The sequence below is a fragment of the Streptomyces sp. NPDC053665 genome (assembly GCF_055585285.1).
This window is the reverse complement of record NZ_JBVJKK010000005.1, coordinates 494,177-509,595: the sequence shown is the minus strand read 5'-3', so window position 1 is coordinate 509,595 and position 15,419 is coordinate 494,177. Positions and strand designations below refer to the sequence as shown.

Annotated in this window: 13 protein-coding genes and 1 pseudogene; all 14 read right to left on the bottom strand. The window is 75.0% G+C overall.

Annotation, left to right across the window (positions count from 1 at the left end; translation table 11 throughout):
* Positions 1–4 precede the first annotated feature (4 nt).
* Positions 5–1,300, bottom strand: coding sequence for an MFS transporter (locus ACZ6ZN_RS22410; RefSeq protein WP_469648736.1), 1,296 nt, complete (start codon positions 1,298–1,300; stop codon positions 5–7).
* An 872-nt stretch (positions 1,301–2,172) separates the two neighbouring features.
* Positions 2,173–3,363: pseudogene (locus ACZ6ZN_RS22405) on the bottom strand (IS701 family transposase); the annotation flags it as partial.
* A gap of 172 nt (positions 3,364–3,535) precedes the next feature.
* A complete protein-coding gene (locus ACZ6ZN_RS22400) occupies positions 3,536–4,816 on the bottom strand; it encodes a hypothetical protein (RefSeq protein ID WP_469648734.1) in 1,281 nt (426 codons plus the stop codon).
* Positions 4,813–5,700: an FAH family protein gene (locus ACZ6ZN_RS22395; protein WP_469648732.1), complete on the bottom strand. Its 888-nt coding sequence runs from the start codon at positions 5,698–5,700 to the stop codon at positions 4,813–4,815. The genes ACZ6ZN_RS22400 and ACZ6ZN_RS22395 overlap by 4 nt, the downstream gene beginning before the upstream one ends.
* 76 nt (positions 5,701–5,776) lie before the next feature.
* A complete protein-coding gene (locus ACZ6ZN_RS22390) occupies positions 5,777–6,910 on the bottom strand; it encodes an enolase C-terminal domain-like protein (RefSeq protein ID WP_469648729.1) in 1,134 nt (377 codons plus the stop codon).
* Positions 6,900–7,781, bottom strand: a complete 882-nt coding sequence (locus ACZ6ZN_RS22385; protein ID WP_469648727.1) for an alpha/beta fold hydrolase — start codon at positions 7,779–7,781, stop codon at positions 6,900–6,902. The genes ACZ6ZN_RS22390 and ACZ6ZN_RS22385 overlap by 11 nt, the downstream gene beginning before the upstream one ends.
* Positions 7,782–7,832: 51 nt before the next feature.
* Complete coding sequence (locus ACZ6ZN_RS22380) at positions 7,833–9,506, bottom strand: GH3 family acyl-acid amido synthetase (protein ID WP_469648725.1); 1,674 nt, start codon at positions 9,504–9,506, stop codon at positions 7,833–7,835.
* Positions 9,507–9,747: 241 nt separating this feature from the next.
* Positions 9,748–9,969 carry a hypothetical protein gene (locus tag ACZ6ZN_RS22375; protein WP_451876220.1) on the bottom strand — a complete coding sequence of 74 codons (222 nt, stop codon included), beginning with the start codon at positions 9,967–9,969 and terminating at the stop codon, positions 9,748–9,750.
* A complete protein-coding gene (locus ACZ6ZN_RS22370; RefSeq protein ID WP_451876219.1) occupies positions 9,966–10,652 on the bottom strand; it encodes a hypothetical protein in 687 nt (228 codons plus the stop codon). Before ACZ6ZN_RS22370 ends, ACZ6ZN_RS22375 begins: the two co-directional genes overlap by 4 nt.
* Positions 10,653–10,950: 298 nt before the next feature.
* The gene (locus ACZ6ZN_RS22365) at positions 10,951–11,745 is read right to left on the bottom strand and encodes a nitrilase-related carbon-nitrogen hydrolase (RefSeq protein ID WP_469648723.1); all 795 of its coding nucleotides are present in this window, start codon (positions 11,743–11,745) and stop codon (positions 10,951–10,953) included.
* 46 nt (positions 11,746–11,791) lie between these two features.
* A complete protein-coding gene (locus ACZ6ZN_RS22360) occupies positions 11,792–12,553 on the bottom strand; it encodes an SDR family NAD(P)-dependent oxidoreductase (RefSeq protein ID WP_469648721.1) in 762 nt (253 codons plus the stop codon).
* Between the two features lie 48 nt (positions 12,554–12,601).
* A complete protein-coding gene (locus tag ACZ6ZN_RS22355) occupies positions 12,602–13,252 on the bottom strand; it encodes a TetR family transcriptional regulator (protein WP_469648719.1) in 651 nt (216 codons plus the stop codon).
* A gap of 540 nt (positions 13,253–13,792) precedes the next feature.
* The gene (locus tag ACZ6ZN_RS22350; RefSeq protein WP_451876215.1) at positions 13,793–14,746 is read right to left on the bottom strand and encodes an NAD-dependent epimerase/dehydratase family protein; all 954 of its coding nucleotides are present in this window, start codon (positions 14,744–14,746) and stop codon (positions 13,793–13,795) included.
* Positions 14,743–15,405, bottom strand: coding sequence for a ScbR family autoregulator-binding transcription factor (locus tag ACZ6ZN_RS22345; RefSeq protein WP_398108942.1), 663 nt, complete (start codon positions 15,403–15,405; stop codon positions 14,743–14,745). The genes ACZ6ZN_RS22350 and ACZ6ZN_RS22345 overlap by 4 nt, the downstream gene beginning before the upstream one ends.
* Positions 15,406–15,419 lie beyond the last annotated feature (14 nt).

Genomic DNA, 15,419 nt, shown 5'->3' with positions numbered 1-15,419 from the left:
GGGGTCACCTGTTCTCTCGGGTCAGCGCTTCGGTGGGTTCGGGGGCGGTGGGCTGAAGGGCGGTGGATTCGGGGGCGGTGGATTCGCGGGCGGTGGTCTCGGGTTCGGCGTCGGTGCGCGGCTCGGTGGCGAACCCGGCCAGGCGCGGCAGCAGGGCGAAGCCGAGCGTCACGACGAGGCCGAGGCCGAGGACGGTGATCCACAGCGACTCGTAGCCGTGCACCCGGGCGAGAGCCAGTCCGGCAGGGCTGCCGACGACGAAGGCGGCGTTCCAGGCGAAGAAGTACGACCCCTGGTAGGTGCCGCTGCGCCCGGCGGGTGCCCGGTCGGCGATGAACGTCGCGGACATCGGTGCCCACAGCACCTCGCCGAGCGTCCAGACGACCGTGGTGATCGTGAAGGAGACGACGCCCCCGGCGAACGCGTTGGCGCCGAAGCCGACGGCCATGAGGGCGCCGGCCAGCATCAGGGGCACGTGGGCGCGCAGCCGTCCGACGAGCCGGGGTACGAGCGGCAGCAGCATGACGGACAGCACCGCGTTGACGGCCAGGACGAAGCCGATGTCGCCGGAGGTCAGGCCGTTGTCCCGCATGCCCAGGGGCAGGGCGGAGTTGACCTGGAGGTAGATGCAGGCCAGCAGGAAGGTCAGCAGGAGGAAGCCGAGGAGCACCGGGGTGCGGAAGGGCTCGGTGATGCCGCGCGCGGCGGACTTGAGGGCGGCGGCCGCCCCGGTGGGCCGGTCGGCGGCGGGGGGCGCGTCGGCGGGCACGGCGAACACCAGGGCCGCGTAGACGAGGCTGGAGGCGGCCCAGACGACGAACAGCGCGCCGGGGCTGACCGCCAGCAGGAAGCCGGACACGACCGGGCTGAGCGACATGCCGATGTTGAAGCCGACGAGGAAGAGGCTGTACGCCTTCGAGAACTGCTCCTGCGGCACGATCGCCGAGATCAGCCCGGCCCCGGCGGGCCGGTCGACGGACGACAGGAAGCCGGTGATCAGGGACAGGACGCACAGCGCGACCACGTGGTCGGCGACGGCGAACAGCAGGGCCATCGCGGCGGTGACGGGCTGGGCCGCCACGATGGTCCGGCGTGGCCCGATCAGGTCGGCGACCGCGCCGCCCACCAGTCCGGACAGCACGACCCCCGCGCCGAAGAGGCCGACGACGAGCGGGGTCGTCCCCGGGGCGACCAGGCCGTCCTGCTCCAGGTAGAGGACGAGGAAGGCGGGGGCGAGGGTGCCGAGCCGGCTGACGGTCTGCCCGCACCACAGCAGCCAGAACGCTTGGGGAAGGGCCATCAGGAGCAGTCCGTTCGTGTCGGGGCCGGCGGGCACCCGGTGGGGTCCTGCCGATGGCGGGGCGGGGTGGCCGGGGCACGGGGCCCGGCGGGTGGCGGCACGCCCTGCGGAGTGCGTGCCGCCGCGGCGAGATTCCGGGTACGTTCCGTGCCGACGTCCGCCGGTGACCCGGGATTTCGCGCTCGGAGCGCCTGCGGGTCCGTCGCGGACCCCGGCGTCCGCGCTCGTAACGCCGGTGCGTACAGCGGATCGTGGTCCGGCGGCGCGGTGTCGGTGGCCGTCGGGGGCCCGGGCGTTCGCGCGCGAACCGCCAGCGTGCGCGCTCCTGCCGCCGCGTCCCGCGGACGCTCCGGCGGGGCGGCGCCGGCGTCCGTCACGGAACCGGGCGCTCGCGTGCGAACTGCCGACGCGTGCGTTATCGCCGACGCGTCCTGCGGATTGTGGTCCGGCGGCGCCGTGTCGGTGCCCGTCGGGGACCCGGGCGTTCGCGTTCGTACCCCCGGCGTGCGCGCTCCGGTCGTCGCGTCCCGCTGCTCGCGCTCCGGCAGCGCGACACCAGGGCCCATGGCGGAACCGGGCACTCGCGTGCGTACCGTCGGCGCGTCCTGCGGCAGCGCGGCGCCAGCACCGTTCGCGGAACCGGGCGTTCGCGCTCCCGCCACCGCCGCGTCCCACGGATCGCGGTCCGGCCGTGTGGTCGCGGTCGTCGTAGCGGGGCGGTCATGCGTCGGGGACGGCGTCGGGGCTGCCGGGTCTCGTCGTGTCGGGGTCGGGGCGGTGGCCGGGGGTGCGGTTCTGGCCGGGGCGGACGGTGTGCGGGCGCCGCGGGGCGGGCGGCCGGCGCGGGGGCCGCGGGCGGACCGGGACGGGACGGGGGCGGGCGGTGGCGTGGAGCCGAGGGTGCCGTAGGCGTAGGCCGCGCAGACCAGGGTCATGTGGTGGTGCCAGCCGGGGTACGAACGCCCCTCGAAGGCACGCAGTCCGAAGTCCTCGGCCAGCCGGTCCACCGTGCGGGCGGCGTCCGTCGCCAGCCGGCCCAGTGCCACCACCTCACGGGGCGGCCGGTCCACGAGGTCGGTGAGCCAGATCCGTTCCCCGGTGCCGTCCGGCAGCCGCTCGGCGACCAGCCGGAGGGCGACGGGGAGGCCGGGGAGGCGCACCCTCCCCGTCGCCACGGCGGCCGGCCGGGGAAGGGACGGCCGGGACCGGTGGGAGACGGGCACGTCCCCCACCCGCACACCGGCCGGCGCCCCGCCCCGGTCGACGGGGGCGGCCCGCTCCGGCACGACGACCAGCCCGTCGGGCACGGCGAGCACGAACCGCCGTCCGCGGGCCGCGAGTCCGGCGGCCAGGGCGGCGGCGTCCGCGAACCCGGACAGGTCGGCCACCACCGGAAGGGCGTCCGCTTCGGCCGCCGGCTCCGGGCCGACCGCCGGCTCCGGGCCGGTCGCGCGCCGGTGCCGGACGAAGGCGTCGACGAGGTCCAGCGCCTGGGCGCAGACCGAGTCCTCGTCACCGGTCGCGGAGCCGGGGACGCGGGCCCGGCCGCGCAGTTCGGGGTCCTGGGACCAGGGCCCGGGCAGCAGCAGCCGCCAGTCGACCGGGACGGTTCCGCCCTCCACGGCGAGGAACGCGCCGATGCCGACCTGGCAGTTGACCGTGCGGCCCTCGCCGGGGACGAAGCGCCGGTGCACCCCGCAGGAGCGGTCGCCCCGCTTGGGCAGCACGGCGGCGCCGAGGACCAGGGCGTGGGGCGTGGACCGGCGGGCGGCCCAGTCGGTGAGACGGGCGCGGACCGGTTCCCAGTCCCAGGGGCTGGCGTTGACGAACTGGTGCAGCGCCTGCGCGGCGGTGGCGGAGTCGGACACGCAGGCCGCGAGCCGCCGTACCGTCTTGCGGCCCGGTGTGACCAGCAGGCCCCGAATGTAGGCCTGCGCCCATCTGCGCTGGTCCGCGCGCGGCAGCCGGCCGAAGAGCTCCGCGGTGAAGCCGTTGAAGGCGGCGTGCCGTGCGACGGAACCGGCCCGGGGACGTGACGCGGGCGTGGACAACGCTCTCACCATGACGCGTTCCCCCTCCTCTGGTCTGACGGGTCGTGGTCGCTGCGCTCGGACCCCCCGGTGCGAGGCCCGCTCCAAAACAATAAAGAGTGATCTCTTTGTTTTCAAAGCAGAAGTCCGGCCACGCTTGCGACTTAGTGGAGTCCGGCTGTAGCCGACGCTCTCACCTGCGGTGTCACGGACGGCCGCCCACCGGGGCGGAGAGCATTGACAGCGGCGGCAGCGCCGCACACAGCTCCCGCTCGGCCCGCGCGGCCCACCCCTCACCGAGTCCGCGCGAGGACAGGGCCAGCGTCAACCCGCCCTTGAACGTGGACAGATACAGCGAGCCGCCCGGCCCCGCGCCGCCGTGGCCGGCCGTCGTACGCAGCGCGGTGACCCGCGCGGCGTGCGCGCCGAGCGCCGTGTCGACGCATCCGGCGTCGGTGACGCGCAGCTCCGGCACGCCGGCCTCCGCCGCCCGCTCGACCGCCCGGCGGACCGCGGCGTGCCCGCACCGCGCGGGACGCCAGGCACGCCGGGCCGCGCACAGGGCGGTCGTGTGCGCCCGGGCCCGCCCCAGGGGCTCTCCGCCGGTGCCTGCCCGCAACCGTGCCCCGACCATGGTCTGGACGCACCCCGGCTCGGTGATGAGCGTCCGCTCGGCGTACCGCCGCCGCAGCGACATCGCCGTGGCCACGGCGACCTCGCCGCGACCGGTCTCCCGGGCGAGCGCCTCGGCCAGCACGCTCGTGAGGTACCCGCCGGCCGTCACCCGCCGCTGCGCGCACCAGTCCCGCAGCCGGCGGCTCTCCCGGGCGGTCAGCGTGAGCGTCACGGCATCGTCCGCACGGCCGCCGGGCACCGGCCCGACCCCGTGCCGCGCCGGTGCCGTACCGCGGACCCGACCGGGCACGGCGGGCACGGCGGACCCGCAGCCGCCGCACGCACAGCCGACGCCGGGCTCGTAGGTCAACGCGTCGGTGTCGGGCGGCAGGGCCTCCCGGGCGGGACCGGCGGAGCCCGTGTGCGGGGCGCCGAGCAGGGCGTCCAGCAGCAGCCTCACCAGCCGTCCGGTGGAGTACGCGTCACCGATCGCCGGGTGCAGGGTGAGGGCGAACCGGGTGTCCCCGGACGGTCCGTGACCGACGCGCAGGTCCCACAGCCGCTCCCCGCCGCCGGACCCCGCCACGTCCTCGGCGGCCTCGGCGCCCTCGGTGCCCTGCCCGGACGCCGGGCCGCGGAAGCACAGCCCGTCCCCGGTGCCGGCGATCCGCAGCGACAGCAGGGGCAGCCGGCCCGTCCACTGCCGCACGGCCCGCTCGACCCTTCCCCGGGAGAACCGGCCGTCCACCGTGAAGGAGGTGGTGATCCGGCCCTGCCCGGTGAGGGCGTGGGCGTAGGCGAACAGGGCCTCCGTGTCGCTGAGTCCGCGGACGCGGTCACCGGCCCCGGGGGCCTGGCCGTCCCGCCTCACGATGCCTCGCGTGCGGCGGCCGCGAGCGCCGGCGAGGCACATCGCACGGTGTTGGACAGGGTGACGCCGTGGGTGGTGAAGTCCAGCGTGACCCGGTCCCCGTCGGTCATGCGGTAGCCGCCGTGGAAGCTGCTGCGGTCGGCGCCGATGTAGACGTAGTGCACCCGGCCCGGGGCGAGCAGGGCGTCGTGGGCGAACAGCTCGGACATGATGGCGTCGAGCCCGTAGTGCAGGGCCTTCGTGCCGGTGGTGAACTCGCCCCGGTAGCGCGTCTCGCCGTCCCGCTCCACGGTCACGCGGCCGGTGACGTGGCGCGGCGGTTCGCCGAGGAACAGCCACGGCGCGACGGCGGCGTCGCACAGCTTGGCGTAGGAGAGGTGGCCCCGGTGGCGCCGGAAGCGGCCGATGTCGGTGAGGTCGTTGCCGAAGGTGTGGCCGACGTACCGGGGCGTGCCGTCCGCGGCCGTGACATAAACGAGGACGATCTCGGCCTCCTCGGTGAGCGCCACCGCACCGGCGGGGGCCCGCAGATCCTCACCGGAGGTCCGCAGCACGTCGCCGAGGCCCTTGAGGAACCAGTTCGGCTGGGACGGGGTGTCCGCGTCCACCTTGACGTTGTGGGTCTGCATGAACCCGCCGACCATGGCGTCCCCGGGGTGCTCCGGCAGCAGCGGCGGCCGGAAGGACACCTCGTCGAGCTCCTCCGCGGGGACGGTCACCTCCTGCGCGCCGGCGGACAGGGCCGTGAGGTCACGGCCCTCGGCGAGGGCCCGCGCCGGCTCCCCGTCCGGCAGTGCGGCCAGGCGCAGGGGCTCACCGGCCCGGGGCAGGCCGAGGCCGGCGAGGCGGCGGCCCCGATAGATGCATTCGAACAGGACGGTCATGGTTGTCCAGCCTTTCGGGCAGGGGTGAGGGGCGCGGCGCTGAAGGGGTGCGGAAGGGTGCGGGAGGTGGCCGGTCTCAGAGGTCGGCGACGGCCCAGCGCTCCGCGTACGGGGCGAGGTCCATGCCCCAGCCGGTGCCGCCCGCGGGCGACAGGGTGTTGGTGTGCCGGTCGACGGCCGGGGGCGGGACCACGATCATCTCCGGGAAGAACCGGTCGGACTGACCGGCCTCGACGGTGAGGGCGTCCGGGTGGCCGAAGGCCAGGGCCCGGCCCGCGTTGATCAGCGGCCCGACCTCGGCCACCTGGACGCCGAACTGGAAGCCGAGACCGTGCTGCCGGGCCCGGGCGACGAGCCGGGCGGCGGGCAGCGGTCCGCCGTTCTTGGACACGCGGACGTTGAACGCGTCGCAGGCACCGGACTCGACCGCCGCCCGGGCGTCGCGTTCCGTGCACACCGACTCGTCCAGCATGATCCGCACCCCGCCCTCGCGGCGCAGCCGGCGCAGCGCCTGCCAGGACTTGCGGGGCAGCGGTTCCTCGACCCAGTCGGCACCGGCCTCGCCCAGCCGGCGGGCGTGGCCGACGCAGTCGTCGGGGCTCCAGCTCATGTTGGCGTCGACCATGACCGGTACGCCGTCGCCGAGCTTGTCGCGGATCGTGCGGACCGTGCGGGCGTCGCGCTCGATGTCGTCCGACGCCTTGATCTTCACGAAGTGGAAGGGACCGCGGCCGGCGAGGAACTCCTCGGCGTCCAGGCTGAGATCGAGCACCTGCGACACCGGCAGGGTCGCCGGCCCCGGTGACGTCCCGGGCAGCAGCGCGCGGGCGCCCGCGCCGGTGCGGCGGCCCAGCCAGTCGAGGACGGCCGTCTCCAGCAGGCACAGCAGGTTGTTCCCGCCGTCCACACCGAAGGTCCGCGCGAACCCGTCGCGGTGCAGCAGCCCCAGCGTCTCCTCGGGCGGGCGGCCCGTCAGCAGCCGGGACAGGGCTCCGAGGTCCACCTGGCCCAGCGCGGTGCGCACGCTCGCGGTGGTCTCGCCGGTGACGTAGGACCGGGGCGCGCACTCGCCGATGCCGTCCGTGCCGTCCGCCGACAGCCTCAGCACCAGGCTGTCGGAGCTGCGGCGCCGGGCGGCGGGGTGGTCGAAGGGCGTCCGCATCGGCAGCCGCACGTGGTACAGCCGGGCCCGGCCGCCCTCAGGCGCCACGGTTCACGCCCCGGAGCAGGGTGTACGTCGAGGTCCAGTCGACCAGGTCGCCGCTGACGTCGGTGTAGAAGAGGTAGTGCCGGTCGGTGGGGAACTTCACGATCGCCCCGCGCCCGGACACCAGGTCCTGGAAGACGCGGTGGGCGGCGTCCAGGTCGACGATCGGGTCGGTCATGCCGGACACGAAGGTGGCCGCGGGCACGTCCGGGTTGGCGCGGCCCCGGCTCAGGTAGCGCCGCTCCAGGTCGAGCAGGACGGCCCGCGAGCGGCGCGTCAACTGCCGTACGGCCAGGTCGTCGTGGTCGATGAAGTGCTGGTACTTCACCTCGTCGGTGAAGTCGGCGGACTTCAGGCCCGCGTCCCAGGGTTCCTCGCTCGTGTCCTCGGCGACGGCCGCGCGGGCGTCCGCGTCGAGGGTGGCGTGCATCCGGCCGAGCCAGGAGGAGCAGAAGACGGCCGCGTCGTAGGAGGTGGTGAACTCCTCGTGGCACAGCAGGGCGGCCAGGAAGGAGCCGCCGAGGCAGTGCCCGAAGAGGGACAGCGGCACGCGGTCGCCGATCATCTCCCGTACGTGGGCGACGGCCTGCGCGTAGTCGCCGAGGAGGGTGTCCGCGTCCGGTATCCCGTCGCGCGGGCCGGGGCTGATGCCGCTGCCGCGCCGGTCGAGGACGAAGAAGGCGATGTCGTTGTCGGCGAACCGGGGCCCCACCTCCCACAGCCACCCGGCGTGGCTCTGCAGTCCGTGGAAGTAGAAGACGGCTCCCTTGATCCGTTCGGGCCGCCACACGTGCAGGGCGAGGCGGGTGTCGCCGCACGGCAGGTCGACGATCTCCCGGCGGGTGTTCTGCGGGGGCCTGAGGGTCTCGATCATGACGGGTTCTCCTGAGGTGAAGGGTGGTCGGTGGGGCCGTGCCGCGCGGGGTCAGCCGGCGAGGATCTCGTCGGCGAAGTCCGTGTCCTTCTGGAAGGGCTTGTACTTGTACTGGGTGGCGTTGCCCTGCTGGCGCCGCGACTCGACGTACCCGGCGATGGCGCCCTGTGCCACGGTCCGCACGGTCAGCCCGGCGAGGCGGCCGCTGTCCCGCTTGGACGCGTACTCGATGTTGATGACGGACAGTTCGCGGTCGATCGCCGCGGACAGCGCGCCGTCCAGCGCGGCACTCGGCTCAGGCACTTCCACCACGACGGTGTAGGAGGGCAGTTCGTCCCAGCGCGGACCGCACATGTACAGCCCGGTGTCCAGACCGCTCGCCGCGAGGCCCTGCCGGATGGCCTGGGTGACCTGGCTCTCGGTGATCTTCTCGCCGGTGAAGGAGTGGAAGACCCCGTCCCGGTGGGTGAAGTGGATCCAGGGCGTGCCGTCCACGATGCGGTCGACCCGGTAGATGTCGCCGGTCCACAGGCGGTACAGGCCGTTGCCCTGCGACATGATCAGGTGGTAGTCGCGGCCCGCCTCCACCTCGTGGTGGAGCAGCGTCTCGATCTCCTCACCGGTGTCCAGCAGGGTGCCGAGGGGCACTTCGGCGGGGACGAACTCGAAGTACGCCTGGCTGACGGCGAGCGGCTGGCTGTCCAGGGTGTCGTCCACGGGGATGGTGGTGACGCCCTCCGTCCCGCAGCTCATGAACGGCAGCTTGGCCACGCCGGGCAGCACGGCGTCCAGCCGCGGCCGGTACAGCTCGGCAGACGCCGAGAGCCAGCAGCTGTACAGCGTGAGCGACGGCCAGATGTCGACCAGGCTGAACTCGCCCTGGGCCAGCACCCGTTCCAGGTGACCGGCCGCCTCCTCGTCGGGCTCGGCGCAGGGCCGGCCGTCCAGGGTGCCGTCGCGCAGATCGCGCACCAGCCGGTCACCGTGCTCGGCGATGAGGTCGCGCAGCGACACGAGGGTGCTGGGATTGATCGCCGAGATGTAGTGCAGGTCCTTGCCGACGAGGTGCCGTACGCGGTGGTACATCCGTTCGGCGTGGCCGGCGGGCGTGCCGGGGCCGAACCAGGGCGAGTCGTACCACGGCGGGTTCCAGTCCCGGCTGTTGATCTGCGGGTGCCGGTTGCTGATCGCCTGGTGCTCGACCCCGTGCACGAAGTCGTAGACGTCCTCGCGGACGGTCTGCGTGTCCAGGGTGGCCCAGGGGTGGGCCAGGATCTCGGGGTGGTGCTGGAGGTAGGTGCCCCACATGGCCTTCATGGCGGGGATGCGGTACGTCAGCAGCCAGTGCAGCGTGTACGGGACCCGCTTGGGGTCGCCGGTCGTGCCGCTGGTCTTGAGCCAGCGCAGGACCGGGCTGCACGACAGGATGCCGCCCTTGGTGCGGGTCTCCCGGTCGATCTGCTCGGCGAAGTCGTCGTAGCGCATGACCGGCAGGACCGACCGGAAGCGGGACGGGTCGGCGGCGACCACGTCGTAGCCGCGCTCCTTCCAGTGCAGCGCGCTCACGCCGATGTCGATGAGGTCGTCCAGGACGCGGGCCTGTGCGGCGGCCGGGTCCTTCAGGTCGGCGAGCAGGCTGTCGCGTGCCGCGAAGCACTCCTCGGCGAAGGGGTCGCGCCGTGCCTGCCAGTTCTGCTGCCACGGTGACGTGTGCGAGGTCTCCACTGCTGGTTCACTCCTCGGTGGAAGGGGCCGGCGGCCCGTTTCCGGGCATGCGTCGGCGCCGCGCGGCGCATGCGCCGGACGGTGGGGTGGGATGGTGTGCGGGTGCTGCCGGGCGGGCTGGTGCCGCCCGGGGTGGGACGGGGTGCGGGCGCTGCCGGGCGGGGTGGTGCCGCCCGGTCAGGCGGTGCGGGCCGAGGGCCTCCGCCCGGTCAGGCGGTGCGGGCCAAGGGGCTCCGCCCGGTCAGGCGGTGCGGGCCGGGGGGACGCCGTTCGCGGGTGCGTCTTCCGCGGCCACCAGTGCGGCCAGCTCGTTCAGGTCGTACAGCGCCTGGCGCCTGGTGCCGTAGCGGGTGATCCTGCCGCGGCGCGCCCACTGGCGGATGGTGCCCTCACGGACGCCGAGGGCGAGCGCCGCGAGCGAGGTGGGAACACGTGCGCCGCGGGTGGTCCGGTCGCCGGTCATGCCGTCTCCTTGTCGGGGGAGTTCTGCTGTCGCCGGCTCAGCAGGAGCCACTGGCGCGGGGTCAGTACGTGACCGGCCGCGCACATCGGTCCGCGCAGGACCAGTCCGTCATCGCCGCGCCCGGGCAGCGACACCTCGGCCTCGCAGCCCGGCTCGACGCACCGGCCGAGCGGTACCAGGGCGGGCCGGGGCGGTGCGACGATCCGGCGCAGGGCCGTGGCCGTGTGCGCGATCTCGTCGGCCGCCGTGCCGGCCGCGGGAAGGGCGGCCAGGACGTCGGCGTGCCGGCCGAGGAAGGCGGCCAGCGCGGACACGGTCCGTTCCGGCGGCGCCGGGGCGGGCTCGGCTTCCTCCAGGACCAGCCGGGCCCAGAACGCCAGGCGCACGACGGTGTCGTGCCGGGCCTGGAGCGCCTCCTCGCTCACGGGCGGCGCCTGCGGCCGGTGGCCGGTCACCCGGGGCAGTCCGGCCTGCCGGGCGGGCAGGACCAAGTGCTCCTCGCTGTCCTGGTGGAGTTCCGGCAGTGCGGCCAGGTCGGCGCGCAGGGCGCGCGCGCAGGAGCCGCAGAGCCGGGCGCCGGACAGGGCGGGCCTGCGCCGCAGCGCGCCGGAGCCGGCCGTACGGCGGCATCGGCGTGACGTGCACGCCCCGGAAGGGGAGTCGGAGGTGGTCGGGTCTGCCATGGTCACTGGTCGCCTCACCGGGAGAGGGTCGGGCAGGGTGCGGGAAGGGGCACCGTGCGAGGGAACGGGCACCGCGGCGACAGCGCGCGCGGGCAACAAAAAAGCGCCGCCCGAGGGCGACGCGGTGACGATGCGAAGGGGACCGGAAGCGGACACACTCCTTCGCGAAAGAGTGTTACACGTCTGCCGCATCAGCCGCAAGAGGTTGCCGGAGAAACACCAACTCCGCCTGCCCGGACGGCAGATGCCGTCCTCCCCGCTCAGTGCGGGGAGGACGGCACCGGGGGCCGGGGGCAGGTCAGCGGGGCGCCGGCACACCGAGCACCCGATCACCGAGAGCCGGGAACTCGGCCCGTGTCCTGGCCACGAGCGCGGGGTCGAGCTCGGCGAGGAGCGTCTCCTCCCCCGCGCCCGCCTCGGCCACGACCTCGCCCCAGGGATCGACGACGACGCTGTGGCCGGCCTGTGCCACCCCGGCGTGCTCCCCCGCCGTGCCGCAGGCCAGGACGTACGCCTGGGACTCCACGGCCCGGGCCCGCGCCAGCAGCGACCAGTGGGCCCGGCGGGCGGCGGGCCACCCGGCGGGGACGAGGAGCAGTTCGGCCCCCGCGTCCACGAGCAGCCGGAACTGCTCCGGGAAACGCAGGTCGTAGCAGGTGGCGAGACCGGCCGTCGGGCCCGCGCCGAGCGGGGTCGTGACGGCCTCCTCGCCCCGGCCCAGCAGGGCGGCCTCGCCCCGGTCGAAGCCGAAGCGGTGGATCTTGCGGTAGGTGCGGTGCAGCCGGCCGGCCGGGTCGAAGACCAGCGAGGTGTTGAACAGGCCGCCCGCCGGGTCGCGTTCCACGATCGAGCCGGCGTGCAGCCAGACCTGCGCGTCGGCGGCGGCGGCGCCCATCGCCCGGGCCGTCGTGCCGTCCAGCGGCTCGGCGTGCGCGGCGAACGCCTCGAAGGCGAACGCGCCGACCGTCCAGAGCTCGGGCAGCATCACCAGGTCGGCGGTGCGCTGTTCGCGCACGAGGGCGGCCGCCCGGAGCCGCCGCTCCTCAGCCGGCTCCCCGGGTCGTACGGCGATCTGAAGGAGTGCGGCGCGCACGGTGTCTCCGTTTCCTCGAGGGGTGCGTGGTCGGGTGGGCCGGTGGTCAGCGCAGGTGGGAAGCACCGTTGACGTCGAGCACGGCGCCGCTGCACCACTCGGCGGGAGCGCTGCTCAGCCAGGCCACCGCGGCGGCGACGTCGGAGGGAACGGCGATCCTGCCGAGCGGGCTCTGCCGGCGGATCGCCTCCTCGGCGTCACCGGCGAGCATGGGCTCGGTCAGGTCGGTGCGGACGACGCCCGGGGCCACGGCGGACACGGCGATGCCCAGCGGCCCGAGGGACTGGGCGAGCGACTGGGTCAGGGCGTGCAGGCCGGCCTTCGTCGCGCCGTAGGCGGGGGCGTCGGGCTCCCCCCGGTAGGCGCCGCGGGAGCCGACGTTGACGACGCAGGCGCCCTGGGGCCCCTGGATCCGGTGGCGCAGATGGTCGACCAGGCACCAGATCAGGTCGGCCGGCCCGAGCAGGTTGACGTCGACCAGGCGCCGCCAGGCGGCCTGCCAGTCCTCGTACGACGTCGTCGCCACGGGTTGCTCGGCGTACAGCCCGGCGTTGTTGACGAGCACGTCGACCGTGCCCAGTTGCTCGACCGCGGAGCCGATGACCTCCCGGGCCGCGCCGGGCGCGCCGATGTCGCCCGTGACGAGGGCGTGGCCGGTCCCGGGCAGGGAGTCGAGCACGGCCTTGGCGGCGGTCGTGTCGGCCCGGCAGTGCACCGCCACGCGGTGCCCGGCGGCGGCGAGTTCGAGGGCGATGGCGGCGCCGATGCCCCGGGAGGCACCGGTGACGAGCGCGCAGCGTCGAGTCATGGAGTGAGCTCTTTCGTGAAGGGATGAACGGCGGTGCGAGGGCGGGCCCTACGACGGGGTCCGGGAGGGCTCGGGGCGGGGTGTGACGGCGGCCGGGCGCCGGTCCATGCCGGGGAGCGGTCCGGGCACGAGCACCAGGGCCCACAGGCGGACCAGTTCGGTCTGCACGTCCCGGCCCGGGCGGCCCGCCCGCAGCGCCGCCTCGGCCCCCGCCGTGAGGTAGACCGCCAGCAGCTCCAGCCGGTCGGCGAGGGCCTCGCCGCCGCCCGCGGCCATCCGCCGCGTCGGAGCGACCAGTTCCCGCAGGGCGCTCCGCCAGACGGTCTGCCAGCACGGCGTGACGGCCTGTTCCCGGGCGAGCCGGGCCGCGGCGCGCACGGTGACCTCCTCCTCCAGCAGCCGGGCGACGACGAAGGTGAACTCGGCGACCGGCGGGAGCGATTCGGCCGGCGTGAGACACGCCAGGGCCCGCCGGGTGAGGTCCTCGGCCTCGCGGCAGACGGCGGCCGCCAGGTCGGCCTTGGCGTGGAAGTGGAAGGTGAGTGCCCCCATCGTCACGCCGCAGGCCCGGTGCACGGCGGACAGCGAGGTACCGGCGTATCCCTGCCGGTCGAACTCCTCGGCCGCCGCCGCGATCAGCGCCTGACGGGTGCGTTCCGCTCTCACCTGCTTCACCATGGGCTTGACCTCGGTATCCATCGCGGGGACTGAATCCCACGGGCCGCCCGGACCGCGGGTGCGCGCTCCACGTGCCCGGGGAGGGCCCGGCGAGGGCTCCGGCCCGCCCGCACGGGGGGCGGCGGACGCCCCATGGGCCCGGTCCTGCGAACGTACCGCCGGGCGCCGCCGCGGACTCCCACCGCGCACGAACCCGGAACGGCTTGACCAAGTCGACGGCCATCTCCGCGACTTCCCCACGGCCCCCGCACACGCCCCCGGCCAGCACCGTCCCGGCCCGCGCCACCACACCCCGGGCGAGGCCGACCACCACACCCCGGCAAGCCGCCGCGCCGCGGCGAACAGGCACCGACTGCCACCGTCCGCCGCGCCACCGCCGACCCGCCGCCGGACCCCGGGCTCCGCGTCGCCGAACCAGGGCACCGTGAGGAGCGCGCCAGCTCCGTCGCACCAGGGCTCCCGAACTCCGCCGCCTGGCACCGCCGTAGCCGGGGCGTCACCGAGGTCCTCGGCGGGCGGTCGCCGGAACCGGGGTGTCGCCGAAGCCCCGCCGGGGCCCCCTCAGGCCGCCGGTGCCTGCCGGCGGTACCAGGGGGCCGCCGCTGCCAGGCGGTAGAGCGGACCGGGGCCCGGGGCGCAGCCGGTGAGTCGCCAGATCTCCTCGCTGGCGTACCAGTGGTCACGGGCCAGCAGGGCGAACTGCCGCTCGCTGATGCGGCCCGGTGACTGCCGCAGCCGTTCCACGCACCGGTCCCAGGGCCAGTCGGGCCCGGCCGCGGGCAGCACGTCCAGCTCCGCGAGCCTCGTCATGAGGTCGCCGTTGCGCACGGGCACCGGGTGGGACGCGTGGAAGACGCCCGGGCCGGCCGGTTCCGGTCCGGTGGCCAGGGCCGCGACGAGCCGGGCCAGGTCCTCGACGGCCACCAGGGACAACAGCGCGCGCCCGCCGTCCCAGCGGGCCGGAACCCGCCGCAGCAGCTCGCCGATCGCGGGCACGACCCAGCGGTCCCCCGCACCGAGGACGAGCCCGGGGCGCAGGACGACGGCGCCCGCCTCCAGGGCGATCGACTCGGCCGCCAGCCGGGTCCTGCTGGCGGCGGACACGGGAGCGGGCACGACGCCGTCCACGGGGATGCCGCGGTGCGGTCCGGGGCCGTACACCGCCGCCGTGGAGAGCTGGACGATGCGCTCCACGCCGGCGCGGCGGGCCTCACGGACGATCGCGCGGGTGCCGTCGACGTTCGTCCGCTCGCACTGCTCGTCGCTGCCGTCCACCCGGCAGGCCAGGTGGACGAGGACGTCCGTGCCGCTCGCCGCCCCGGCCACCGCGTCCGGGTCGGACAGGTCCGCGCGCAGCCACTCCACCCCCGGCTCCCGCGGCCCCTCCGGCACGGTCCGGGCGAGGGCCCGCACCTCGAGGTCGCGGCCCAACGCCCGCTCCTTCCGCAGCCGGTCGAGCACGGCCCGGCCGACGAAGCCGGTCGAGCCCGTCAGCAGCACCCGGACCGGTCTCATGAAGCGGCCCCGTCCGCGACGTCGGCGGCGGCCTCTTCCGGCAGCCGGCCGTCGTCGGCGGGGAACCGCAGCGTGGCGACGACGTCCGGCGGCGCGATGGCCGGGAGCAGGCAGCGCAGCATCTCGTTTATGCGTCCGGGCAGGTCGTCGCGGTTGTTGGCCAGGCGGGACATGATCTGCGTGCCGGTGTAGGAGGCGACCAGCACCTGGGCGAAGGCGGCCTCGTCGACCTGCGGGTGCAGCTGGCCGAGTTCGCGGGCCTCGGCCAGGTAGATCCCGAACCGCTCGGCCCACCAGTCGTAGATCGAGTAGTCGAGGAGGTTCACCTCGCTCTGCTCGACGGCGAGGCGGACACCGGCCCGGAACAGGACGTCGGAGCGCATCTGCACCGCCAGGTACCGGCAGACGTCGATCAGCTGCTGGAGGCCCTTCGTCCCGGTGGGCCAGCGCAGCCCGGCGGCCTGCTCGACGATGACGGCGCGCGCCAGTTCCTCCTTCGACTTGAAGTGGAAGTACATGGCTCCGGTGGTCATGCCGGCTCGCTGCAGGATCGTGTTCAGCCCCGCACCGCGGTAACCGGCCTGGTCGAACACCTCGGCGGCCGCGCGGATGAGTGTGGCGCGGGTGCGTTCCGCGCGTTCCTGCCGTTGCCGTGCCATCGGCAGTCTCCCTA